The sequence below is a fragment of the Chryseobacterium sp. Leaf394 genome (genome assembly GCF_001424105.1).
Classification (GTDB): Bacteria; Bacteroidota; Bacteroidia; order Flavobacteriales; family Weeksellaceae; genus Chryseobacterium.
The window spans coordinates 453,177-479,351 of record NZ_LMQH01000011.1; the positions used below are offsets into that span (position 1 = coordinate 453,177).

The 26,175-nt window shown below is 36.1% G+C and carries 19 protein-coding genes; 11 read left to right on the forward strand and 8 right to left on the reverse strand.

Going from position 1 to position 26,175, the window contains the following annotated elements; all coding sequences use genetic code 11:
* The first annotated feature begins 1,070 nt into the window (after window positions 1-1,070).
* On the forward strand, window positions 1,071-1,667 hold the full coding sequence (locus tag ASG21_RS06665; protein WP_056077305.1) for a Crp/Fnr family transcriptional regulator: 597 nt from the start codon (window positions 1,071-1,073) through the stop codon (window positions 1,665-1,667).
* Between the two features lie 332 nt (window positions 1,668-1,999).
* Window positions 2,000-2,728, forward strand: coding sequence for a hypothetical protein (locus ASG21_RS06670; RefSeq protein WP_056077308.1), 729 nt, complete (start codon window positions 2,000-2,002; stop codon window positions 2,726-2,728).
* A gap of 38 nt (window positions 2,729-2,766) precedes the next feature.
* On the opposite strand, the gene ASG21_RS06675 is transcribed toward ASG21_RS06670, so the two are convergent.
* Together ASG21_RS06675 and ASG21_RS06680 are read right to left on the reverse strand one after the other, a co-directional pair.
* Complete coding sequence (locus tag ASG21_RS06675) at window positions 2,767-3,123, reverse strand: hypothetical protein (RefSeq protein ID WP_056077311.1); 357 nt, start codon at window positions 3,121-3,123, stop codon at window positions 2,767-2,769.
* Window positions 3,123-3,569, reverse strand: a complete 447-nt coding sequence (locus tag ASG21_RS06680) for a helix-turn-helix domain-containing protein (protein WP_056077314.1) — start codon at window positions 3,567-3,569, stop codon at window positions 3,123-3,125. The genes ASG21_RS06675 and ASG21_RS06680 overlap by 1 nt, the downstream gene beginning before the upstream one ends.
* A 231-nt stretch (window positions 3,570-3,800) precedes the next feature.
* Between ASG21_RS06680 and ASG21_RS06685 the strand changes: the two genes are divergently transcribed.
* Window positions 3,801-4,064: a hypothetical protein gene (locus tag ASG21_RS06685; protein WP_128414230.1), complete on the forward strand. Its 264-nt coding sequence runs from the start codon at window positions 3,801-3,803 to the stop codon at window positions 4,062-4,064.
* A gap of 316 nt (window positions 4,065-4,380) precedes the next feature.
* Here ASG21_RS06685 and ASG21_RS06690 read toward each other — a convergent pair whose 3' ends face one another.
* The 4 genes from ASG21_RS06690 to ASG21_RS06705 all read right to left on the reverse strand — a co-directional run bounded on the left by ASG21_RS06690 (window position 4,381) and on the right by ASG21_RS06705 (window position 9,336).
* A complete protein-coding gene (locus ASG21_RS06690; protein WP_128414231.1) occupies window positions 4,381-4,956 on the reverse strand; it encodes a hypothetical protein in 576 nt (191 codons plus the stop codon).
* Window positions 4,957-4,969: 13 nt separating this feature from the next.
* Window positions 4,970-7,093 (reverse strand): thrombospondin type 3 repeat-containing protein, encoded by a 2,124-nt coding sequence (locus ASG21_RS06695; RefSeq protein WP_056077327.1) that lies wholly within the window; start codon window positions 7,091-7,093, stop codon window positions 4,970-4,972.
* Window positions 7,094-7,376: 283 nt separating this feature from the next.
* Window positions 7,377-8,336, reverse strand: a complete 960-nt coding sequence (locus ASG21_RS06700; protein WP_056077329.1) for a C-type lectin domain-containing protein — start codon at window positions 8,334-8,336, stop codon at window positions 7,377-7,379.
* A gap of 10 nt (window positions 8,337-8,346) precedes the next feature.
* Complete coding sequence (locus ASG21_RS06705) at window positions 8,347-9,336, reverse strand: C-type lectin domain-containing protein (protein ID WP_056077333.1); 990 nt, start codon at window positions 9,334-9,336, stop codon at window positions 8,347-8,349.
* Between the two features lie 642 nt (window positions 9,337-9,978).
* Here ASG21_RS06705 and ASG21_RS20310 point away from each other — a divergent pair.
* The 4 genes from ASG21_RS20310 to ASG21_RS06730 all read left to right on the forward strand — a co-directional run bounded on the left by ASG21_RS20310 (window position 9,979) and on the right by ASG21_RS06730 (window position 15,040).
* Window positions 9,979-10,557 (forward strand): hypothetical protein, encoded by a 579-nt coding sequence (locus ASG21_RS20310; RefSeq protein WP_056077336.1) that lies wholly within the window; start codon window positions 9,979-9,981, stop codon window positions 10,555-10,557.
* Between the two features lie 70 nt (window positions 10,558-10,627).
* Window positions 10,628-12,724 carry an L-type lectin-domain containing protein gene (locus ASG21_RS06715; protein WP_056077339.1) on the forward strand — a complete coding sequence of 699 codons (2,097 nt, stop codon included), beginning with the start codon at window positions 10,628-10,630 and terminating at the stop codon, window positions 12,722-12,724.
* 20 nt (window positions 12,725-12,744) lie between these two features.
* Complete coding sequence (locus ASG21_RS06720; RefSeq protein WP_056077342.1) at window positions 12,745-13,338, forward strand: hypothetical protein; 594 nt, start codon at window positions 12,745-12,747, stop codon at window positions 13,336-13,338.
* 1,339 nt (window positions 13,339-14,677) lie between these two features.
* Complete coding sequence (locus tag ASG21_RS06730) at window positions 14,678-15,040, forward strand: response regulator (protein ID WP_056077348.1); 363 nt, start codon at window positions 14,678-14,680, stop codon at window positions 15,038-15,040.
* A 130-nt stretch (window positions 15,041-15,170) separates the two neighbouring features.
* On the opposite strand, the gene ASG21_RS06735 is transcribed toward ASG21_RS06730, so the two are convergent.
* Window positions 15,171-15,467: a helix-turn-helix transcriptional regulator gene (locus ASG21_RS06735; RefSeq protein WP_056077350.1), complete on the reverse strand. Its 297-nt coding sequence runs from the start codon at window positions 15,465-15,467 to the stop codon at window positions 15,171-15,173.
* A gap of 178 nt (window positions 15,468-15,645) precedes the next feature.
* Between ASG21_RS06735 and ccoN the strand changes: the two genes are divergently transcribed.
* The 3 genes from ccoN (at window position 15,646) to ASG21_RS06750 (ending at window position 20,778) form a co-directional block, all read left to right on the forward strand.
* The gene (gene ccoN / locus ASG21_RS06740; protein WP_056077353.1) at window positions 15,646-17,925 is read left to right on the forward strand and encodes a cytochrome-c oxidase, cbb3-type subunit I; all 2,280 of its coding nucleotides are present in this window, start codon (window positions 15,646-15,648) and stop codon (window positions 17,923-17,925) included.
* 21 nt (window positions 17,926-17,946) lie between these two features.
* Window positions 17,947-18,822: a cbb3-type cytochrome c oxidase N-terminal domain-containing protein gene (locus ASG21_RS06745; RefSeq protein WP_056077356.1), complete on the forward strand. Its 876-nt coding sequence runs from the start codon at window positions 17,947-17,949 to the stop codon at window positions 18,820-18,822.
* A 156-nt stretch (window positions 18,823-18,978) separates the two neighbouring features.
* Entirely contained in the window at window positions 18,979-20,778 is a 1,800-nt protein-coding gene (locus ASG21_RS06750; protein ID WP_056077360.1) for a hypothetical protein, read from the forward strand.
* Between the two features lie 985 nt (window positions 20,779-21,763).
* Here ASG21_RS06750 and ASG21_RS20455 read toward each other — a convergent pair.
* Window positions 21,764-21,901 carry a hypothetical protein gene (locus ASG21_RS20455; protein WP_157844514.1) on the reverse strand — a complete coding sequence of 46 codons (138 nt, stop codon included), beginning with the start codon at window positions 21,899-21,901 and terminating at the stop codon, window positions 21,764-21,766.
* Window positions 21,902-22,460: 559 nt separating this feature from the next.
* Between ASG21_RS20455 and ASG21_RS06755 the strand changes: the two genes are divergently transcribed.
* The coding region (locus ASG21_RS06755; RefSeq protein WP_241773465.1) for a response regulator at window positions 22,461-26,175 on the forward strand (3,715 nt) is incomplete at its 3' end.

Here is a 26,175-nt window from a genome sequence, read left to right on the forward strand (position 1 = left end):
TTTCTGGAAATTAAACACATTAAAACAGAGCATTTGATGTAACTGGACAAAAAGGAAATCATCGATACATATCCTCATGCAGCTTCTTGAAAGACCTTCCGGTAGAATTTTATTGAAACGTACATTTGACAACTTTTTGAGTAGTATTCGATATGACTTTTAGTGCTTATTTGTGCAGAAATGTACATATATATAGATGAAAAATTATCATCGACTGAAATTGGATTGATTTATTAAATATAGGAGTTTTTATCAGTTGCCGAGACTGAACTCCCATGGTGGAACAAAAATTAAGATATACCACTTCGTTTAAGCTTTGATCATATTTATTTTTTCATCATGCAATAAACGAGGAAATCCTGACTGCAGAAAAAGAGGTATTTCGAAAATTATAGAACAACGCTACTGAAATCATCATGATTTTTTGCAGTAGAAAGCAAATGCACTACTATTGATCCTGCAACATCTTTACAAAAAACTAATTCACTCAAATCATGTAGAAGTTCTTTGTGTCCAAAATATCTTTTTACCATCAACAATGTCACGAAAATTTGCAGGATAAATTTCAGTGAAAATACGGATTGTCATACCTGACGAACTCGCGTAATTTTGTATACTGAGATAGGGTATATTTTGTCAATGCATAATGGCACCATGCCACTGATTATTTAATTATACTGTACGCATAGCTGAAGATTCTGCGATAATAAAAAGTTCGTATGTTAAAATGCAAGAGGAAAAAATTCATTTTTAGTTGGTCCGGTGGTATAATAACTGTTGGAATTTTTTGCTTAATTGATGATGGCTCAACAAGATTTGCAAAATAAAAGTTATACCAGAAAACTCACAATCTTGATTATAATAATGTAATCAGAAGTATACTGCGATGTGTATTTATATATTGGTGCTGTCTCGATACAAGTTAATATACATACTTTACAAAATAGCAGATTTGAGGTATTGTACCTCAGTATGGTGGCATATTTTCCTTAATCAAAGCGTTTTTAAATACTTGAGGTATCTACAATTGTATTATTTTTATAAAACTAAAACAGCTAAAAACTACTAAAATGATCATTGACAACGAAATGCTTTTTGCGCATGGCGCGAAGGTTGAAGAATATAAACGGGGAGAATGCATCTTTTCTGAAGGAACTGTTCCCAAATATTATTACCAGATTCTTGAGGGGACTGTCAAAATAAGCACCTTACATAATGACGGGAAAGAATTTGTTCATGGCTATCCTTTCGAAGGACACTGCTTTGGTGAGAGTTATCTCTTCACTGATAAGAATTATGCTATAAATGCATTTGCTGAGCGTAACTGCAGTATAGTAAAGCTAGAAAAGGCAAAGGTTCTTTTAATTTTTGACAGAGATAAGCAAATACTAAATTCTGTTATAAGGTATACAGCAGACCGGCTGCATTTCAGGTATATCATTTCCAGCTTTCTGCCGGTTACTGATCCGGTGGTGAAAGTGGAAATCTTATTCAGTTATCTCAAGTTATATTTTATGAAGGATGAAAGCTCTGGGTTTGTAATACCGTATACAAGAAAACAAATTGCTGGATTAACAGGTCTTCGTCTCGAAACTGTAGTGAGGGTTATTAAGAGAATGGAAAATTCTGGAATTTTGAAAATTATAGACAAGAAAATTAATTTTTAAAAATTTATATTAAAGGAATTTTTCTTTAACTACTAACTTGTGTGTGATTTATGTTGAAAATGATTTAAAATATAAATAAAATTCCTTTATTAAATTTATTTTTTACCATTCATTTTATTTTATGTTTTTTTAAGCATAAGTTACTGGTATGTAATTTGTTATAAAATTTTCTTACTCGTTTTTCAAAAAGTAATTAGATATAAGACTGTACTCTTAAAAAACATTAAAACATTGAATGATTTTTAATATTATTGATTCAAATCATACTTTTCGTTATCTGTAATGTGTTATTTTTACGATACAACTAATTCGTAAACTAAATCTCAAATATTATGAAAACGAAACATTATTTTTTCGCAATGATGTGCGTAAGCAGCATGGCATTCACACAAACGGGAAATGTAGGTATTAATACTGATGTTCCTTCTGCAACTTTGGATATCAACGGAAATCTTAAAATCCGGACAACTCCAGCGTCAACAACTTTGACAAATTTTACGGTGTTGGGTGTTAATAATACATCAAAAGAAGTGACATCTCTGGATGCGTCTCTGTTTAATACGGGAACGGCCACGCCAAATACTACTTTATTTTCCGCCAGAAGAGCATCTTCCGGAAACCTGCTAAGTTTAACATTGTTTCCGTCAGGCTTCAGATCAGTGCAATTTGTTAACGCGAACAGAACTGTAGGCAGTACGTCTGTGTTCAATGATACTGATCATACTTATGTTGTGCCAAGTGCCGGCGTTTATCATGTTGAATATACGTTTCGGTATGGTAGCGGTTTGCAGGCCTCAGTTCTTTCAAATCCTCCGGGAATAGCAATTGTAAGGGTGCGTGCGGGAGTTGCAACTCTTATAGACAGCCGCATATTCAGCGGAGCCAATTTAGGTCTTGTAAATCTTACGGTGTCTGAGTCTTCGATCAGCTCTGTCTACGAATTTCAGAGCGGCGACAAAATTGCATTCGGTCTTACAGAAGCTGGTGTACTCGATGCCGGTTTGTTAGATTCAAGTGTTACCAGTTTTACTGTCTACAAGGTCTCTAATCCAATTCCTTAAAAAAAAGCCGCCAGAATGTTATTTCTGGCGGCTTTTTTTTAATCATCTTCAGAATCCTGTTGGTCCTTTACATCGTTAAATTGTTTTTTCCATTTTGCAATTGTATTTCTACTCATTTTAAATTTGGTAGCAATCTGTATGTTATTGAGCTTATTAACTCTTTGATATTCCAGAATCTTGAGGATGTCATCTTCATAATAGGATTTATGTTTTTGAGTAAGTCTCTCTTCATCCGCGCTTTTGTTAGGGAAAAGAATCTCATTAATTTTTATTGCATCAAGAATTGATACTTTTTCGCGATCAAGAAGATTTTTGACCAAAACCATCTTCTCAGGAAACTTTTCCTGGATCATGTCTGTATAAATAGCCTTGTAGTTAGCTCCTCCGGACTTCATTATTTATCTTCTTTTGGTAATTGATACCTTTTTGTCCATTTATACAAAGTCGTCTTGCCGATATTGTACCTTTCTACAATCTCAGGAATTGTCATTTCTTTTTTGGAAATTTTTTCTAACATGAAGTCTATAATCTCAGGACTGTACATGTTTTTTCTGAACTGAGGAAGTTTAGAAGAATTCTGTGATGTAGTTTTTCTTGTCATTGGGTTGGGTGTAAACAGCAACAGGTGGGCCGAGTAGAGCCTGAAAAAGTCGTACTCCAGTAATTTGCTCCACTTTAATAGAACATCCGATGAAATATTTTCTTCTTCATACATTTTTAAGATTTCTTCTTCCTTGCAGTCCAGAAAATTACATATGCGTGGTATATCTATTTGTCTTTCGACAACACATTGTCTGATAAAACTTCCTATATGAATATGTTTGAATTGGTTGCTTTCCATGTAGATAATTTTTTATAAAAATAACAATTATTTCAAAAATAGATTTTGTCTTTATAAATAGAGAGCTTTATCTAATTTATCCGACTCACATTTTTTGGAGAATATTCACCTTCAATTATTCTATTCATACTATTTTCAAGATTTAAAATTTGTTTTTTATTAAACAGAAAAAAATTGATTTTTATGCATCGGGATGAATTGGATGACTGCATTTTTATTATAATGCAATCCGTGATCAATCCATTTGAAATTGCGAAACTTTTGATCGACGAGAAGGGAAGTTCAACAACTGGTCTTATAAATCTTTTAAAAGTAAAGGGATTCATCCTTCTCACTGTCAGACAACAGCCAGAATATTCAATTAGGCTGTATTTCAGATTTACCAATATTGTGAGCGTAGAAACCGTGATTACGACTGAAAGTATTTTCGCAAATGCATCTGGTAAAATGATAACAGCCGTTAGAGGGATAACAGCGATTGCCATTAACATATAAGCTAACAATCTAACTTTTTTAACGTTGGTAATTTTCATAGTAATCATATCAAATTTCTTCCTTCTACGTGCCTACCACAAATTTTGTGAAGTTGGGGCGTAAATGTATGATATTTATGTTAAATTATGATAAAGTAATAACCAAGGTGTTAAATTGCTGAATAATATAATTGATATGTAGTTATAGCTAAATTAATTTTAATAGCGATTAAACAATTAGTTAATTTTTTTCAGATTAATGAACTAAATATTGTTGGATTTCACAAGTTAAATCCATAAAATTAATTATATTTAAGGTTTGTTATCAGCTTTAGATACTAATTCTTTGTCCAAAAAGTCCACTCTCTCCCGTTGAAAACTGCCATCTGTTTTGCGTTAGGACCTAAACCGTTTTCAGAACCTGTTACATAAACTATCATTCCGGCAGAAGGTTTGATGATTTCTGCGACAGAACTGACCCGCGGCAGGATCATAGCCTTATCTGCCGCTGCTAAAATGAGCACACCAGGCGTTTTATCTGTATTAAGATCTCCGCCTATCATAGCACGGGCTGCAGGAAGTTCGTTGTATTTTTCGGCTGTAATTGTTTTAAGCGGTGATCTTGCGCCGGCTGACAAATCTATCCATTCATTGCTGGTTTTATATTTTACTTTCTGTACTCCAGGGGCTGTGTCAAATATTAGCGTTCCTGCTACAGATCCGGCCCTATCCACAGCGATTTCTGAGGTTACCCACGGAAGGATCATACCTTTATTTCCTCCTGTAGCGTTACCTAACTCTAGAGAAACACTGGAATTAGCAGAATTAAGCGTAGGTGTAGTTTTGCCGATGGTAATCTGACATAAGAAAGATGCTGAAATCAGTGAAAGTGACAAGATTTTAAGTTTTTTCATTGTATTTATATTATTACTGACTAAAATCATCGCAGGTTTGTTTTGTGAAGCAGAACCAACCTGTACCGTCATATATCTTCAAACAATTATTCGTTACATCATAAACCATCATTCCTTCAACAAAATTTTCGCGCGGTATACCTACGGGAACACCGGGATTTCCCGAGAAGGCAACTCTGTTCAGAACGAATCCTTTTGTTTTTGCATCAAGAACCATCTGCGCACCGGTAATTTTCATGGGCCAGGTTCCATCACTTGGACGGTTAAGGGAAGTTATACCGTGGAGACTGGGAGATGCATTTCCCGTAGAAGTAGCTGTCCGGAAACATCTGGTGCAATCGGGATCCCTCTTAAGCCGGTCAACTGATGTTCCTTTGTTTTGAGCTCCTGTGCTTCTTTCGGTTGTTCTGCTAAGGTCAGCTGTTCCTGAGCTATTAGGCACTGTTTTAAATGCTAATGCAGGTATTCCGTAAGCTTCAGATGATCTGCTGATGACTTTTGATGGATTTCCTTCCGTAAATCCATCAGCCTGAAACTTAATCTGACCACTGTAATTCACATTTGGATCGTTGGCATCCAATATAAGCGGATGAACCTGATTGTACCTAATGTTTCCTGAACCTTCAACGGCATCAGGACATCCATCTCCATCGCTGTCTACATCAAGGTGGTCAGGTACTGAATCATTATCTGTGTCTATGATAATTCCACATTGCTCAACATGAAGATCCCATATTCCTGTATTATCAGAATAACTATCATCAGTAAAAAGTACATAGAGCGTTCCGCTTCTTTCAGCTTTAAATACTTTGTCTTCCTTTGTGCTTTCTGTCATTTCTGCCAAATGAGGAATCAGGATATCAGTTTCCGGATCAAACTGACCGTTACCGTTATGGTCAATCATGCCGACCAGTGTAAGAAGAGTTTGATAATTAGCGGCATTTAAATTTGAAGATTGTAATGGTATTGAAGCCGTCGGTTTCTCTTTGTAGATCGCTGTTTTGTGATCTTCAGAAAGTGTATATCTGTTTCCGCTGTAATCTGAAATCAAATTTGCACTTGTTGTTACCGCGTAAAATTGTTTTCCATTTTCCGGCCCTCCGGATGCACTAACAAGGCTGGAAATTGACCCTGAACGTGATATTTTATAGGTCTGCCCTTCGTCAAGAGATATATTGGAGCTCAGCCATTTTTGAGATGAGGTATTCAGAGACACGGAACCAAGTACTTTACATCCGGTTTCTACGGTGTCAGGAATGCCGTCATTATCCGAATCTTTGTCAAGATAATCAGGAATGCCATCATGATCAGAGTCAATAACTCCTTTTCTACAGTAGATGCCAAAAACAATTCCATTAGATTTATCTGTACAGTTTAGTTCCAATTCTAATATCTGTTTATTTTCCTGAACTAAAAAATAGGTAAAATCATTTAGCGCTTTGTCATCATATTTCAAACCTGGGGTTGCGGAATTTAATGTTATCAGCCTTTCCTGAAAATTAAGTCTGGCTGTGTCCTTTAGAAAGAAATTTTTTAATCCCTTAATTCCAATGATATATTGGAAATGTTCGCCCGGCATTAAAGAGCTGAGAGATTTGGCAGAACGTCCGAAATCAATATTTACTGTGACTGACTTGTCAGTTGATCCGCCTTTGATATTCGTAAATCCAAGAAATCTTTCATGCAGATTTTTCTGTTTCGAATCGGTGGAATTTATAGCTAAACCAGAAGATGACACATTAGATTTCCATTCCTGGATTTTGGATTTGGATACTAATCTTATACTTAGCTGCGGGATCCTCTGATCGTTCTGCTGTACAGGATTGAAAATTGTAGTTCCTGTCCAGTTCAATAAATCTACCTTAGCGTCAGTTATGTCAGCCATTACAACTGTTCCGGTACATCCTTCAACTTCATCAGAGATTCCGTCACCATCTGCATCTGTATTTTGTAAGAAATTGACAGCAAGTGAATTCTTTAGAGTATCTGAGTCAATTTTATTGCTTCTGAAATTAAAAGACGACACTTGTTTTTCTGTATTTAACCTGAGTGAAACTCCGCCAAAAGTCACAGATCCGTTAATTATTATACATCCGACCAGGAATAAGCTTTTAAAAAAAGGATTTACTATTTTCATTTTGTTAGTACTTCTATAATTTTTTAATACTGTAATTAATAGAATAGTCTACACTTATACTCAGACGTAATAGTAGATGTCGGATTTGCGTCAATAAGAACTTCGGCATAGGAGTCAAAAATACGAAATACTAATATAATAATCAAATTTGCAGCGAATTTACTGCTTGAAAGACCTCATGTGCAGGTTATGCTGACATTATACTGTGAAATAAAAAAGCCCCTTGTAAGGGGGCAGGTAATCCTTTAAATAAAAAACAAAATTTTATTTAGATTAAATTCTATTATTGCTGAAATTCCACTAAAAAACAATTAACGTTATTGTGGTTGGAAGGGTAATCATTCCATGGCTGCACGCTAGTGTAGTTCCCAAAAGTTCTGATTAATCCATCATTTCGGGCCCAGGTATGAACAAAACCCTCACCAATATTATAGTTATTTGGTTCATCAGGTGCAAACCAGTTAGATTTTTTTACAGCATTAGTACCTTGCAGTTCGTAATTATGCATGGGCAGTTCACCTGTGATCCATTTAAAATCAGGATCGGGAGTCAAAGCCGGACCAGCGTCCCACGAAAATTTAACAAATCCCATCCATGCTCTTTGGTTTGCAAAAACGGTACTGTTCGTTAAAAGATTGCTTTCCACAAACTGCCATTCTGCATCTGTAGTAAACGTCGCAAGATATCCCCCCAGTGATTTTGCAGCGTTATATGCCTGAAACCAGTCAAGAGGTTGTGGTCCTGAATAAACAGTGTAAGAATGCGAGTTATTGGTGTGAATAATTACATTTTGTTTTGTGTAAGTAATTCCATTGATCTGCATTGTGGCAGGAGCCGATGATGCAGTGGAAGTTTTACTTGGGATATAGCCTAATATATTTGGATCTACAGTTGTCGAGTAGCTAATGATGGTATTATTGACAATCTTCCCCATACTTTTCCATACGGAACCATCGAAATAGTAGTAACCGGGATTAGTTATATTAATCGTTTTTGCATCTGTTGATGCCGGTGCCGATGTAGCATAAATAATAGTTCCTGTCTGATCAGCAAGGTACTGACTGCCTGCATTTTTAATTTGGTCGCCTGTCAGGCGGGGCATCATCATTCCTTCAGCAGTCGTTCCGTCGGTTTTTACAGCTTTCACATCAAGAGTGGATGCAGCTTCAGTTGTTCCTACACCTATCTGAGAAAAAAGCATCAGTGAATTAGCCAATAAAGCTGATATTAAAATTTTTTTCATACTGCAGAAATTATTGTTGAAATTCCACGATAAATCCGAATCTTCCTGCGGCATCTGCCTTCTGGTCATTCCACGGATGATTGGAAGTATACCCGTTAAACACCTTATTGAATGTGGCATTTCCCCTGTACGTATGTACAAATCCTTCTACACCCTGGGCATTATCAGGCTGACCTGCCTGGAACCAGTTTGATTTCCTTACTGCTGTTACTCCACCGGCGCTGTAATCATGTAATGGCTGTTCACCAGTTATCCATTTTTCTTCAGGATCAGGAGTTAGTGCAGGACCTGCAAACCATGAAAATTTTGCAAATCCGATCCAGGCATTATTTGTGACAAATGCAGTATTGGAAAGTAAAGTAGTCTCTACATGTTTCCATTCATCATCAGTTGTAAATGTTGCCAGATATCCACCCATGTTTTTTGCCAATATATAAGCCGCATACCATGAAAGGTTGTCTGCTGATGCAGAGTAGGCAGCATAGGTATGACCATTGAAAGTTGTTGTACCTGTTCTCGTCACAGTTATTGTACCGGAGGTCACAGTTGCAGGAGCATTGTTTACGGCTGTTGACGTTGTACTTGGAACATAGCCAAGAATATTGGGATCAATTATAGAACTGATACTTAATGTCGTTGTGGTGCTTTGCGCTCCCATTCCGTTCCACACAGCGCCGTCAAAATAATAGTAGCCTGGCGCAGTGATGTTGACTGTTTTTGCAGTGGTTGTTGTTGGAACCGTAGTTGCATATACAATTACTCCTGTTTGAGAAGGCTGATACTGATTGTTGGCAGCTACGAGCTGATTTCCTGTCAGTCTTGGCGCGATAACACCTTCAGGAGAAGAACCATTTGTGTTTTTTGCAGTGACATCTAGGGTAGCTTTAGGCGAAGCGGTATTAATTCCGACCTGTGCTTTTGCGTTGCTGCATAAAATTAAGGGGATTGTCACAGCAGCCATTTTTACTGTTGTGTACACATTTTTTTTTCTTTTTTTCATCGGGTATATAAATTACATATTTCTTTCCTCGTGCATCTGTGGAGACTTTCACAAAATACGTTCGGTAATCATAACTTGATAACTTCTAAAAGCTAAAACTTTGAGCTTCAGGAACACTGCACTGCTAATTACCAGCTATGAACTGTAATCATTAATTTGCGTTTTATCGTACAATTTATTTATATAAAAAATAAATTGGCTTATGATTTTCTTTTTTTTTCTGCAAATCTATTAATATTTTTCATAATTCAAAGACTTTCTTTTTTAAATTATTATTTTGTAAGTAAATTTTTTGCTAACCTGTAAAATTATGGATCATTAAAATAGCTGTAATTAAGCATTAACAAAAAATCAATTTGGCATGTAAAAATTAATTGAGAATACAATAAATCGTGAAATATTTTCTATGTTTTATTCCAGTTGTATTAAATTGTAAAATGCGTCTCTAATACCGATGGTTACAAGAAATTTACATAACACTTTAGACAAAAAATATGTGAATAAAATGAATATTTCTTTACTAAATACTGTTTAAATTTTATATTTTTGCCAGCTTAAAATAATACCATTAACTATCTCAATAAAATAACGGGAATCTATGTAAATGAAAAGAAATTATCTTTTTTTGTTTACAAGATTTTAATGATACTGCTTACTGTAGTAATTCCTTCGCTATGCACAATTATCAAAGCACAGCAGGAAGGCATTATTGTTATAGGGAATGGTGCAGAGATTTATTCAAATGATATTCATTTTAATAAGAATATTTTATCAGCTGAACGGCAGGAATTAGTGCTGAAATCTGACAAGTCTGTTACCTTCAGTTATAAATTTGTTGCTTCCGGCAGTACTAAAATTAGAAAGAGTATTTCCAAATTTAAGTCGAAGAATCTCAGAAAAAGAAAGGATAAAATTTTTTCAGAAAAAACAGTTGAAAACGCTTTGCCGGAGTCCTATAAATTGGCGGTTCGAAAGCGCGTTATCATCAATGCTGTTCCTTCACCATCGCAATTCGTAAGTTCTTCACAAATCAGCAAAGCGTATGTTGTGCCGGGTGGGACTGATAACAGCAATCTTAAAGCCTCTACAACTTTCAGATCTTTTTCTGTCACTTTATGTCTGGATTTCCTGCATTTTCTTAATTATCACGACTACAGCAGTAAGTCGCTTTCTGCTCTTTTTTTTAAGGTTTATACTGTCCGGCCACCGCCGAAGATTTAGTTTTTACAATTTTTCAACTAAAACCTTAAACTGTTTTTTCACCAGAAGAAACAACATAAACCTTATACATATGACTAGAGATTACAAAGTCTACAAAATTAAATTTTTCTTACTTTTTTTAATTATTTCTGCAGGCTATAAAACTGCTGCTCAGACAGTACCTTGCGCAAACAGGATTGAAGGAAATCCAATCTACAGTAACAACTTCGGTACGGGAACAGCTACTTCGCAGGATACAAATGTTTTATTACATTCATATCAGGCAATTACTCCGGCTGATGGTTCTTACACTGTCACAAGTTCGCCTACTCAGACTGCATCGCATTGTAAGACAGACCTGACAGGCAACAAGGATGCAGGTTACAATGATATAACAGCAGGGTCGACAGAGGGCAGGTACCTAATGATTAATGTAGGATCCGCTGCAACAACAAATTCAGTTATTTACCGTATCAGTAATCTAAGTGTTATTATTGGGCAGGAGTACAGATTCAGAATTGACATTGCAGGATTGCTAAATAATCCAACGGGTGGTGATGTTCCTAACCTCCAGTTGACAATAAGAGATGGCAACAATAACAGTTTGGCGACTGCTAATTCATCAGCCCTCGGACTGAAGAATGATGACATCTGGAGAAGGCTGACTCTTCCCTTTACAGCTAGCACATCTCTTGTTACACTTGAAATTGTCAATTTGCAGCCAAACGGTGCAAACGGCAATGACGTAGGTATTGACAACATTGTTTTCACTCCGGTCGAGTGTGATTCTGATGGTGACGGTATTCCTAATTCTCTTGATCTAGATGATGACAACGACGGTATTGACGACTGTTCAGAAAAAGGATTTGATCCCAATTCAACCGTCAGTACAATTTTTAAGCTTGGAGGTACTGCTACGCAGATTAACACCAAGCAGGTTCAGCTTACTCCAGCTTTAAATACTCAGGCAGGTCAAATGTGGTCTTATGGTAAAGTTGATTTTGCCAAAAGTTTTACATTGAGCTACGAGGCAAATTTTGGTAGCAGCGATAGTGGTGCAGATGGGATAGCAACAGTATTCCATAATTCTCCAAGCGGAACAAACGCTGTAGGTGATGCAGGGGGAGGTCTGGGAGCGCTTGGCATTGCTAATGGTATAGTCTTAGAGGTTGATACATATGATAATGGAACTGGCGTAGGAGATATTCCGAATGACCACGGGCAAATTTGGGTATCAACCAATCAGACAGGAGCTGGATTGCTTACAACAGCGAGAGATCTTGGGAATGTTGAAGATGGTGTATGGAGAACTGTAGTCATTACATGGGATTTCCCTACCAAAAGATTACAATACACAGTTGGAGGAATAGTTGCAGGATCTTACGTGTTCCCGGCATCAAATCCGATTACAAGCTATTTTGGGAATGTAAGTAATGTATACTTTGGTTACACTGCCTCAACAGGAGGTGCTGTTAATCAGCAGAGCGTTCGCTACACAGATTTTTGTTCCCAGCTTCCTATCGAACTTGATACAGATGGCGATGGAATTGCAAATCATCTTGATGTGGATTCAGACAATGACGGATGTCCTGATGCCTTGGAAGGAAATGAGAATATTACATACAACATGATCAACCCTATGACATCGGCAACATTCCCGGGACAGATCAGGGTAAGATTTGATGGGGTTACGGTTGGAACACCTTCTCAAATTATCAGCACAGCTACTTTGGCGAATGGTATTCCTCAAGTTGTAAATAATGCTGCCAATAATACAAATGCGAGTACCGGTCTTTCCAATACACAGGGAGTAGCTGACGTAGGCTTCAATTCCATTGGACAAACGATTGGAACTTCTCAAAATGCTTCTCTGAAAGATCTTGAATGCAGATGTTTCAGGCCTGCCGCTTCTCCGGGTGTTGGTGGTGCCCCAACAAATCACGGTATAACTTCCTTAGGGCGCGCAGGAGCTTCCAACGGAAACTGGCCTATGAAAATTAGAGGGGCATATACAGCTATGGATTCTAAAAGCAATGGTTTCGTGGTAAACAGACTGAATACGCAGCAGATAGCAGGACTAACTGCTGTTAAAGGTATGATGGTGTACGATACTGATGCTAACTGTCTTAAAATATACAATGGAACTGTTTGGGCATGTTACACACGACAAACCTGTGATCAATTTTAACTTTATTAAAATATAAAAAAATGAAAAAATATATAGCGATTACGCTAATTCTGATCTCATCAAAAAGCTGGTCTCAAATTTCTATAGGAAAAACGGAAAATTCAGGAATACCTGTTAACAATTCTGTATCAGTGGAATTCGGAAATGCTACAGGGGGCAGCAAAGGAATTGTGTTACCTTGGGTAACTTCTGCAACTGCCGTTGTTGGCACTGCACCTACGCCACAGCCAGCTCTTGGTACAATAATTTTCGACAGTTCTGTCCAGAAAGTAATGTATAGGAGAATTCTCAATAATAATACAATTTGGGCTGATTTATCTGCAGGTGCTAAGACTCCGGCATCTCCCAGTCTCCCTGATACAAACACAGACGACCCTTCGGCCAAAGTCCTTGTTGGTGGGACACCTGCTACTGATACAACAAGAGGAGTGTTTGTTTTGGCGGATACTAATAAAGCCATGATTTTGCCAAGGGTGAGTTCTATAAGTGATATAATAAATCCAAGCGCAGGAATGATGGTCTATGTTACGGGCACAGCCAATGGAACCGGAACAAATTCCAATCAACTTGCTGTTTTTAACGGCATTGAATGGTCATTCTGGACTCAACCCTAATAAGAGTCAGTAATCAAAGAAGCCACTTCAGCACTGAAGTGGCTTCTTTTTTACCATAAAAAAATATTCAGGTATAATGATCAGATTGTAATAGCAACGATTTCACGTCGTAAGTAGGAGATCTTCTGTAATTGTGCATGGGATAAATAAAAAAAGATCCTACCCTGCTAAACCGCTTGCATACAATACATTCCGCTTTTTAGTGCTTAAGAAAGCTGGTAATTTTGAAGAACCTGCTTCAACAGGAAATGCACCCATTCCTGTTTGCTAACCACTACATCATGATAAACTTTTTTTGTCTGCAAGACTTTATAGATTCTGTAGATCTTTTATGATGATAGAATTCAGGGTCACGAAAATTGTACGTAACATCACCATTTTGCTTCTTGAAAATTCTATCATCACTGGAGCGCATTTGAAATTTGGCTTCACATAAAAGCGGTCTTCCATCAGGGTACTTTGAATATCTCTCAATAATGTTTATTTTAAACGTATCGAAAATAACATTATGAAAAATAATTGCAGGATTAGAGCTTTGTAACTCCATTTCCAAAATGTACTTTATAAACTATTTTGCACAAATTTAGCATTATTGATGAGATTCATTACTAACAAATATCATCTGTACCTTAATACTACCTTGTTCATATTTAGTCATTTCACAATGCACATGAAACCTTTTTAAATGTACTTACACCGTGAAATGAAGGTTTAATCAAACAGCTGATAAAGTGTATACTTTAAGAACTTCACTGACAAAGATTTCGCGGAAATAGTTCATATACCTGACAATCTTTTTATATTATAACAGTATTCTGATTAATCCGACAAGATTTTGCTGAAAAGTCAGTTCTTAATGTAAAACTATTTATTAAGAGTTATGCTGTATATATAAAAAATCCATCAAAACAAACGTGTTGATGGATTTGTTGAATATTGCATTAACCACTCATGATTAATTTGTGCAAATGTAATTTAAAAAGTACTTATTATGAAAACTTTTTTGATAAGTATAGAAATACTATAATTTTTTTTTATAAATCCGTGATTAGATAAAAGTTAATCAATGATCACTCTTGCCCTTTATTTCCGCCCTCATTACTTTGTAGTATGTTCTTTAAAGAATCGTTAAAAAACATTGTAAAGATAAACCCACAATAGTTTAATAATAAAAATCTCAAACACTCTGTCAGTAAATTGGATGAAGGTTTCAGTGAATTTATGACTACAATTGGGTAAGTGAAAATGCATATTTTGTGTGGTATATTATCACTATAATATGTTTCTGTAGTCACTTTTTTTTCATTTATATTTGCAAATCGAATTCTGATAAACACCGATGCAAAATACGAAAATACTGATCTGTGATGATGATAAAGAAATTGTTTGTGTATTAACAATTCTGTTGGAATCTGAAGGTTATATAGTCATTGCAGAGAGCGACAGCACAAGGCTTATTGAAAAAATTAAGGTCGAGAGTCCCGATATCCTTCTTCTTGATATTTGGATGCCTCAAATATTAGGTGATGAGATTATCAGACTAATACGTGCAGATTCTGATCTTAATAAATTACCTGTCATAGCATTTTCCGCAAGTCATAATACTGAAGGCATTGCGATGGAAGCTGGGGCAAATGATTACATCAGCAAACCGTTTGATATCGATGACGTCCTATTTGCGGTAAACAATTTACTGAAATAACCGGAATTTTTGTCCGGTGCATCTTATTATTGTAGGCCTAGAAAAATAGAACTTCTTCATACAATAATTTCAGTTACAGTTTTTCAGTTCTGACCTATGTGGCTAACTCACTAAATTGATTTGCTGTGAATTAATATATGTGGCCTTCAGGTAAAGGCAGATTATTTTTCTTTATAAAATTCAGGAGTTCGTTATATTTGTCTTCAAACCCTCCACCTGCACACTGATCGGAAATACTGCAAATATCAGATGGTCTGATTTCTAAAATAGCCGAAATCTTGGTCAGGATTTCGAGATTGATTTTTACTTTTGAATTCTCAATATCTGAATAGGCTTTTTGGGAAATTCCCATCTCGAAAGCCATATATTCCTGTGTGAAATCTCTATCTCTTCTTATCTTTCTTATATTTTGTCCACATGCTCTCATAATTTTATTTTAGTAGATTTTGGTATATTTTAGAAGTATAGCTAATAGTTTTCAGCAAAGTTACACATTACCTTTGACAAAACATTATACGGTTCTAATGACATTTAGACGGGCTTCTTTCTAAAGAAATCCCTTAAAATATTCAGAGAATTAAATCAGTTTTTACAGCAGAAAAATTATGGAGACGCAGCAATTTAAATATGACAACAATATTGTCAGGGCATTCCTCTTTGCGACAGTCGTGTTTGGAATTATAGGATTTATTTTAGGATTAACTGCAGCTTTAATGTTGTTTTATCCTGAATTGCCAGAATTTATATTCGGTACAGATGATACGACTATCCGTTCTTTGCGAGAGGGAAACATTCAGGGATTAATCGATTCCCAGGGTGCTTTTGGTTTTGGAAGAATAAGAATGCTTCATACAAGTGCCGTTATTTTCGCATTTGTCTGCAATTCATTTTTTTGCGGAGCCTACTACAGTATGCAACGACTGTTAAAGACCAGAATGTACAGCGATACTTTATCATGGATACATTTCTGGACCTGGCAAATAATGATTATCGCTGTCGTCATCACATTTTTAATGGGCATCAACACCTCGAAAGAATATTCTGAGCATGAATGGCCGATCGATATTCTGATAACATTCTCATGGGTAATTTTTGGAATCAATATGTTCGGAACAGTCTATAGAAGGAGAGTACGACATTTATATGTTGCCATTTGGTTTTATATCGCAACTTGGATTGCAGTAGCAATGCTGCACATTTTCAATAATCTGGAAGTGCCGCTTTCATTTTCAAGCTGGAAATCGTATTCTGCTTATGCAGGGGTAAAAGATGCACTTGTGCAGTGGTGGTACGGTCACAATGCCGTTGCTTTTGTACTCACTACACCCGTCCTGGGCCTGATGTATTATTTTATGCCTAAAGCAGCCAACAGACCGGTGTTTTCCTATAAGCTATCAATCATTCACTTTTGGTCACTGATTTTTGTTTATCTGTGGGCAGGGCCCCATCACCTTCAGTACACTGCCTTGCCTGCATGGGCGCAAGCAGTAGGAACAGGATTTTCGATTATGCTCATCGCGCCCTCATGGGGTGGAATGCTGAATGGACTTCTGACATTAAGGGGTGCCTGGGATAAAGTGCGGGAGAATCCTATTCTGAAATTTTTCGTGGTTGCGGTCACATGTTACGGGATGGCGACTTTTGAAGGACCGTTGTTGGCAACAAAATCTCTGAATAAAATCGGTCACTATACAGACTGGGTTATCGGACATGTACACCTGGGAGCTTTAGGCTGGAATGGTTTTATGGCTTTTGGAGTTGTTTATTATCTGATTCCCATCATGTGGAAAACTGAGCTGTGGTCTAAAAAACTGGCTAACTGGCATTTCTGGCTTGGAACTTTAGGAATTATCTTCTACGCTGTTCCTATGTACATTGCTGGCTTTACTCAAGGCCTAATGTGGAAGCAGTTCAATCCGGACGGAACTTTAGTATGGAAAAACTGGCTCGATACCGTTACAGCAATTATTCCCTATTTTAGGTTGAGGTTTTTAGGAGGACTTCTTTATTTATGTGGAGGAATTTTAATGGTTATCAATGTATATAAAACCATCAGGAAGGGATCTTTTCAGAAAGATGTTCCGGCTGAAGCTCCAGCTTTAGCTCAAGTCAGTAACTCAAGGAAAGAAGGTGAAGGAGTACATCTGTGGCTGGAAAGAACACCACTTCTGTTATCTTTTTTAGCGCTCATTGCAGTCGCGGTCGGAGGTATGGTGGAAATAATTCCTACACTTACTGTCAAAAGTAATCTTCCACAGATTTCAGCAGTACAACCGTATTCACCGTTAGAACTGGAGGGAAGAGATCTGTACATTCGCGAAGGTTGTAATTCCTGCCATTCGCAGATGATCAGGCCCTTCCGTGATGAAGTGATGAGATTTGACGGCAAAAACGGACAATATTCAAAAGCCGGAGAATTTGTATATGACAGACCATTTCTATGGGGATCAAAAAGAACAGGACCCGATTTACACAGAGAGGGTAACAGAAATCCGGATTCCTGGCACTTCAAGCATATGTACAATCCCAGAATCACTTCTGCCGGATCGATCATGCCCCGGTTCCCATGGTTAATCACAAACAAACTTGATCGCACTCAGATGATAGATAAGATCAGGCTGATGAAAAATGCTTTCGGGATACCATACACTAAAGCGCAAATTGATTCTGCAAACCAATGGGCAGATCATCAGTCGGAAGAAATTACAAGGAGGATTTATGCTGAGGCTACCGACATCAAAGATCAGATGGATCAGGAAAGATCAGTAAAAGGGGAAGCATTCATCCCTTTAGAGCAGAGGGAGATCATCGCTATCATTGCTTATCTGCAAAGACTGGGAACTGATATCAAAACAACTGACATCCAGACAGCGGCTGTGAAATAACGGGTCATCAAAAAAAATACTATGAAAACGCGTACGCCTATTTTTATCTATATTTCTATAACAGCAGGTTTAATCACCTTTGCTTTCGAAATGTTTACAGAGGATTCGGCTTATTTTATGTCACCTTTTTTTTGGATACTGCATCTGATTTTGACTTTGCTCATTTTAATATTGAATTCGGTCAGAGATTTGGACGAAAATGAAAATTTCAGGAATCTGTCTGAAGCAGAAAAACAATTATTCATTAAAGAAAGGTCAATTCCGTACTTTACAAAGCTTTGGAACTCTGCTTTTCAAAAGCAGTCGCAGTCTGAAGAAAAAGACATTCTGATTGATCATGGTTTTGATGGAATTACAGAACTTGATAATTCTTTACCTAAGTGGTGGATCGGTCTTTTCTATTTCGGGATTGCCTTCTGCGCGATTTATATGACTGCATTTATATTTACAGATTATGCACATCCTGATGCTGAATATGATCATGAAGCAAAAATACAGCTTGCATCTATTGCGGAATATGAAAAAAATGCACCAGCAGTCACTTTAGAAAGTGCGAAATACGATGCAGATAATATTTCAGAAGGTGAACAGATCTTTAATACAAATTGTGTATCCTGTCATGCACAGTCGGGAAAAGGTGGAATAGGGCCCAACCTCACGGACAGGAATTGGATTAATATCAAAGAAAAAAGCCTTTTCAGAAATGTTTTCTGGATGCTTGAGAATGGTTCACCTAACAACCCTGCAATGCGGCCTTTGATTGAAGAAGGAACAATTTCAGGACGGGATGCGGAAAAGGTTGCAGCGTATATTTATCATATCAATCAGGAAAAAGCTCCAATCACAGAGGCCTCAGGCGGGGCTGCTCCGCAAGGCAGTATAGCCGTCTGGCAGTAGTATATTTGTCAAACCTAAACTAAATTTTCTAATATATTTCCTTGCCCTTATCACCGCTGAAGCCTTGTCTCAAATCTTCATTTTTATCTTCAGCCGGATAATTCAGATAAGGGCATTTTAAAACTATAAAAAGATTTTACTTAAAAATTAAAAAAAATGAACATTACACCTTTACACACTTTTCATATACCGGTAATGGGGTTGTCTTATACGATTGATACTCCTGTACGTCTTGCTCATCTGGGAATTTCATCAGTAATTTCGATTATTGACGACGAAATAATCGAAAGAATGAGAATCTTTTACAGTGAGAAATTCGGTCTGAAATACAATCCCATTTCTATTAAAAGTGAAGATTACCGGGCAGAAAGAATTACTGCATACCTTAATCTGGTGGAAGATATTGTTCAGGATAAATTCCAAGCTTTTAAAGAACAGCTTGCCTGCAATATGGATACTTTAAAAAAATTCATTAGAATTCTTCCCAATAATACACATACAAAAGCACAGCTGCAGCAATTTGTTTCCGATGGAGTAAGTAATTCAACTGCTATTAAAGAATATGTTGACAGTTATCTGTTACCGGGAAGCATAGATGTCAACATTATGACAAAAGTTGACAAAGAAAATTTTTCTAAAAATATGAAACAGCCTGTCATTTATAATGACGCACACGCTTCATTGCGGGGTTACGCTCATAGTAAGCTGTCTTCTTCAATGGTTCTTTCAGCGGGTTTCAATCCGAAGCTGCTGAGCTACATTGAACAATTTAAAGATTTTTATCCTGACAGTAACAATCACCTGAAAAAGAAAATCATCATCAAAGTCAGCGATTTCAGATCTGCTCTGATTCAAGGCAACTTTCTGGCGAAAAAAGGACTTTGGGTGAGTGAATACCGAATAGAGTCGGGGCTAAATTGCGGTGGACATGCATTTGCAACCGACGGCCTTTTACTGGGACCGATATTAGAAGTTTTCAAACAGAGGAAAGGTGAATTAGTTGAATCAGCTTTCTCTCTAATGGTTTCTTCATTAAAAAATAAAAAAAGGTATACTCCTGAAGTACCACCTCAGATGAAGATAACTGTGCAGGGAGGGGTAGGAACTGCAGAGGAGCATCACTTCCTGTTAGAAAATTACAATCTTGACAGTGTGGGATGGGGGTCACCTTTCTTGCTGGTTCCTGAAGCAACATCGGTGGATTCTGAAACAAGAAATCTGTTGGCAGTTTCCGGGGAAAATGATTTTTACTTAAGCAATATTTCTCCGTTAGGGGTTCCGTTTAATACGGTCAGAGGATCGTCCAGTGAAATTTATATGAAAACGAAAGGTGCTCAAAATAGAAATGGAAGTTCGTGTCCTAAAAAGTTGCTTGCATTGAATAAGGAATATTCACATAAGGGACTTTGCACAGCGTCGAAAAAGTTTCAGGAACGAAAGCTTGAAGAACTTGTGAGAAATAACGACGGATCGAATCCGCAGCAGTTGTTAAAGTTTAAAGAGGAAATTACAGAGAAAGCATGCTTATGCGTAGGACTGGCAAATGCTGCTTATATTGATAACGGCATACAGGTAAAGGGTGAGAACAAAGGTGTGGTAATCTGTCCAGGTCCGAACCTGGCGTATTTCAATAAAGAAGTTTCCTTAGATCAAATGATCAGACATATTTATGGAAATGAAAACATACTTTCGTCCGCTGACCGTCCTAATTTTTTTGTTAACGAACTAAAAATGTATTTGGATTATTATAAAAAAGGCTTACTAAATGCAGCGACATTGAATTCTTCAGAAATAAAAAAGTGGGAAGGTTTTAAAGAGAATATTCTCAGCGGGATCACTTATTACGAGCATCTGTTTAACAATACATCTTTTTTTGCTCCGCAGGCTGAGCAGACACTGTTACAGTTCAAAAAATTCAAAGAGGTCATTCTTAATCATTCTGTAACTAAGAATTAAAAAAATATTTTTTGATTATAGATTCAGGAATATAAACAATTAAGAAAATACTTATCATAAATTTGGTTTTATAAATTTTAAAAAATACAAGCAAAAAACAGCTGTTGTATTTTATAAAAATTAAACTCATTTTTTCAAGAATTAATGTCTTTACTACTTACTCATATAATAGTATAGTAGAAATATGACAGATATATGTTTTTTGTAGTGAAATGTTAAGAGACGAATCAAATTTAATTTAACTTTAAGTGAACTCCGGTTGTTTACAATTTTTCCTGCTAAAAAACGAAATAATTATTTACAAAATATGTTAATACGTTTCTGACAGGAGATTATTTGAATATTATAAAAAAGCTGCGCCTTACAGCGCAGCTACAACTAAAACTAAAGCTCATAAATATATTACAGAAACTTTATACAAATGAATAATGTAATCAGATAAGAGTATTTTGTTGTTATTTAATATCCTCTAAACATCATAAATTGAATATGATAAATCGGAATGCACAGATAGCAAACCTGAAGATGTGTTAAAATCTAAAGTAAAATAACTCAGTGTTTCTCTCGCTCATTTCATTAATGCTTGCAAACTCAAACTATAGTCAAGAATGTGATCAGTATTTACCATGTTACCCACCAGAATCTGCGAAAAATTTAAGTAATTGATTTTTTGCCAGTCCGGTTTTTGAAGGTATTTCAAATTTAATAATCTTTAGAGAGAAGATATTCTAAATGACAATTATTCATCGTTAGCAAATATGTTTATAATTTACATTTGGTGTTAATTAAGAAACTAACAGAGTTCTGTAATTCAGTATATTAATAATAGTTTAGTCAATATTTGCCGTTAATACTTTGAATTGTTATCTGATATCTGTTGATAAGAAAATTTATGAGGGTCAGTTTTCATAACCCTATAATTACTGTCAATAAAGTGATATAACTTCAATAACCTTTTACTTAATAAGCAGTTTTTTAAAGAAAATCAAAATTTCGATATTATTTCTTTGTAAGAAGATCTCAAATTTTCCAAAGCTAAAATATTCTGTTGTCCCTTCGGAAAAGTAACTTTTTGAATATCATATTTCCGGTTTCCAGACTTCTGCATAAAGATTTCAGACATTATCAATATTTTTTTTATTGCTTCCAGTGAATTTACTGCACTTTTACTTTTGCCTTCCTGAATTGTAATCCGCTTAGAAAAGTTAGAGAGCTCACAAGATGCAAATGCCGTTCATTGAAATTTGGGCGTAGTTACTCTCTCATTTGTTGATCAATTCATATGATGTTACCTTATTACAAAAGCTTTTAGAATTTAAAACACATAAATCTTTATTCTTTGACAGTTTCCAAAGCTTATATGTAAATCTATCTACATAATTAGATTATAATAATAAATGATTTTTTGCCTGTAGTATATCATAGGTCAATGCAAAGCCAAAAAATTAAATTTGGTTTGTTATTAAACTGTCAAAATTAAAATAAAGTGGTATAGTAAATTCAATTTGCTTAACTGTTAATCATGCTAAAGATATTAATCTATATATAAGAGACTAAAAGTCACTGTTGCTACTTCGTAGGCTTGGTAAGAATGGTTATTTGAGCTCGTTCTTTTTAAAATTTTTCTCAGTTTGCTAATATATTATGATAAATACTTATTTTTAAACAATTTACTTTTTATTATGTTAAATTATATTCTTCCTGCAAATGAGGTAGATAGATTAAAAAAGATAGAATTTTTTAATCTTTTAAACCTGGGAAAAGATCCTCAATTCGATGTTTTTGCAGAAACTGCGTGTCTTATAGCCGATTGTCCGGCTTCATTAATTTCAATTATGGAAAGTGAGACGCAGACCATCCAAAGTTGTATAGGATTGGAAATGGATTCTGTTGCACGTGAGAACACCGTCTGTCAATATTCAATAGCCAGCGGAGAAGTTGTCATTATTAATGATACACTTTTGGACGAAAGATCCCGTAATAATGCACTGGTTCTAGAAGGAGGAATACGGTTTTATGTTGGAATACCATTTTTGGATGACGAAGGTTTTGCGTTGGGAACAATCTGTGTGATTGATTATAAACCCAGAGTTATAACAGACAGTCAGATTTCCGCACTTAAAAAGCTTTCAGATGTTATCTCCAAGCTTTTAACAGTAAAGAGAAAAACAAGTTATGCAGAATATTTTCAACAGATTTTCAATATATCTAATAATCTGATCTGCGTTTTGGATGACAAATTGAAGATTAAAGATTTCAATCCGGTAGTCGAGAAAATCTTTTCATTAAAAAAGGAAGAAACGAAAGGGTTTTGTTTCACTGAGATTTTCGGTGCAGCAGATCAGGACCTCTCAGAATTGAAAGATTTTGTAACGGGAACTCGGGAAGAATTATTTACTACGTCTAAAGTTACTGAAAGCGGCAATACTGTTATTGTTGAATGGGTATTAAAACAAAACCAGGAAATTTCTGAAATTTTCTGTTTCGGTACTAATATCACAAAGCAGACCGAAGAAAAAGGTCGGCTGGAAAGTTCGGAGAGACGTTTCAGGAGTTTCTTTGAAAATGCCATTGGTCTGATGAGCATGCACGATATGGACGGAAATATTCTTGCGGTCAATGAAAAAGGTAGGGAAATGCTGCAGTATTCTATTGAAGAAGTAAAAAATCTAAACCTTAAAGACCTCGTTCCGGAAAAAAACCGGCCTTTTTTAAGTCAGTATCTTGACCGCATAAAAAAAAACAGAGAGGACTTCGGTACTATGATTCTGAAGGCGAAAAATGGAGTTGAGCAAATATGGATGTATCACAACCTTGTTGAAACCGATGAGGAAGTAAAACCTTACATAATCAGTACGGCATTAAATGTGACAGAAAGAATGACCCTCGAACAAGATCTTATCCGTACAAAAAAAATGCTTGAACAGACAAGTTCTGTAGCACAGGTAGGCGGTTGGGAAGTGAATTTGAAAAAAAACACCGTATTCTGGTCGCAAAGTACTAAAGAAATTCATAAAATAAGTACCGACTATCAGCCTGATTTGGAACATGCCATTGGTTTTTATAAAGAAGACAGCAGAGAAAAAGTTAAATTTCTTTTCGACAGAGCGGTAAATGAAGGAGTTCCTTACGATGATGAATTTCAGCTTGTCCGCGATGACGGACTTACAATCTGGGTAAGGGTAAAAGCAATTCCAGAATTCGAAGATGATGTTTGTACAAGGGTTTTCGGTATTATTCAGGATATTGATGTTTTTAAAAAAATGTTCCTTGATATTGCAAAAAAAGAAGCAATGATGCAGTCTTTTGTAACCTATGTTCCGGTTGCTATTGCAATGTTCGATAAAGATCTCAATTATATTTCTGTCAGCAGCAAATGGAAAGATGAGTTCAAGATGAATGAGCTCGATATCATTGGGAAAAATCTTTTTGAGGTATCGCCAAATATTCCTGTAAAACGAAAAGAAATTTATCATGCTGCTCTGCAGGGCAAAACATATATCAATGAAGATTTCGAAATTCACATTGATGGTAGAGAAGGTATTCAGCATTTAGACCTCAAAGTCGGACCATGGTATCTGTCGGATAATGAAATCGGAGGGGTTATTGTTTCAGTACAGGACATTACCACAGCTGTAAAGACCAATGAGGAACTAAAAAATGCAAAAAAGATGGCAGAAATTGCCAGTAAGGCAAAATCAGAGTTCCTTGCTAACATGAGCCATGAGATCCGCACTCCGCTGAATGGTGTCATAGGCTTCTCAGATCTTCTTTTGAGAACCGATCTTAATGATATTCAGGCCCAATATCTGAATTATATCAATGAATCAGGAGAAAGCCTCCTGCATATTATTAACGATATTCTTGATTTTTCAAAGATAGAATCCGGTAAAATGGAATTGTTGATAGAGAAAAGTGATGTTTATGATATGGTAAGTCAGGTTATTAATGTTGTCCTATATCAGTCTCAGAAAAAAAATATAGAACTGCTTTTAAATATAGAGCCCGGACTGCCGAAAACTTTATTGCTTGATGAAGCAAGATTAAAGCAAATTCTTATCAACCTCCTCGGTAATGCCGTGAAATTTACTGAGAAAGGGGAAATTGAACTTAAGGTGGAGAAACTCGATATTAATGATAAGAATATTATTCTGCGTTTTTCTGTCAGAGACACAGGTATAGGTATACCTGTGGAGAAGCAGAAATATATTTTTGATGCTTTTACTCAGGAAAACAGCTCTATAAGCAAACGCTACGGAGGAACGGGTCTCGGTCTGACGATATCAAATAATATTTTGGGATATATGGGAAGTCACCTGTCACTGAACAGTACTCCTGACATAGGTTCCGTGTTTTTCTTTGACATCGAAATCCCCTATGAAAGATCAAGATTAAGTGACGATGATGATCTCAATATAAGTAAAGTACTTGTGGTGGATGATAATGAGGCAAACAGAATCATTCTTCAACACATGCTTAGCTATAAGAACATAGAATCTACTTTGGCTGCCAACGGAATGGAAGCTTTGCAGATTTTGCTGGGCGGAGAGCGGTTTGATGCAATACTGATGGATTATCATATGCCGGTAATTTCCGGCCTTGAAACAATTACTAAGATCAGAGCTTTATTTAATGAAAAAAGTGAGACTTCACCACTTGTAATTCTTCACACTTCTTCTGAAGAACTTGATGTCATTAATTCTTTCCGTAAGCAAGATGATTCCTATTTTCTCTTGAAGCCTATTAAATCCGATGACCTTTACAAAATACTAAAACGTGTATCACAAATCAGCGTGTCTCAACCTGGTGCTCAGGAAAATTTGAAAAAAGATGATTTTATTTTTATGAAAGAGCTGGAAGTTCTTCTGGTAGATGATAATCCGGTTAACATGGTGCTCAATAATCGAATGATGAAATCAATTGCACCTGATGTAAAGCTTACAGAGGCGGTAAATGGTCTGGTGGCATTGGAAGAATGTAAGAAAAAAGATTTTTCTATTATTCTGATGGATGTTCAGATGCCGGTGATGAACGGTATTGAAGCTACACAGCAGATCCGTCACCTACCTGGATATGAAGATGTGCCGATTATAGGAGTTACAGCAGGAAATGTAGTGGGAGAAAAAGAAAAATGTCTGGAATCCGGAATGAATGATTTTCTGCCAAAACCCCTACGTCAGGCAGATCTTTTGGAAATGCTCAAAAAATATATTGCCGGTGAACAACATTTAGAAATTAATGAAAACGCTGAAATTATACCTGAGAAGTATTTCAGTATAGATATGCTTAAGGCGCAGATTGGTGATGATGAGGATTTTGAACAGATTTTTTTAAACCTTGTGATTAAAGAACTAAGAGAAACAAAAGATAATCTTAGCAGTGCAGCAGGAAAAAAAA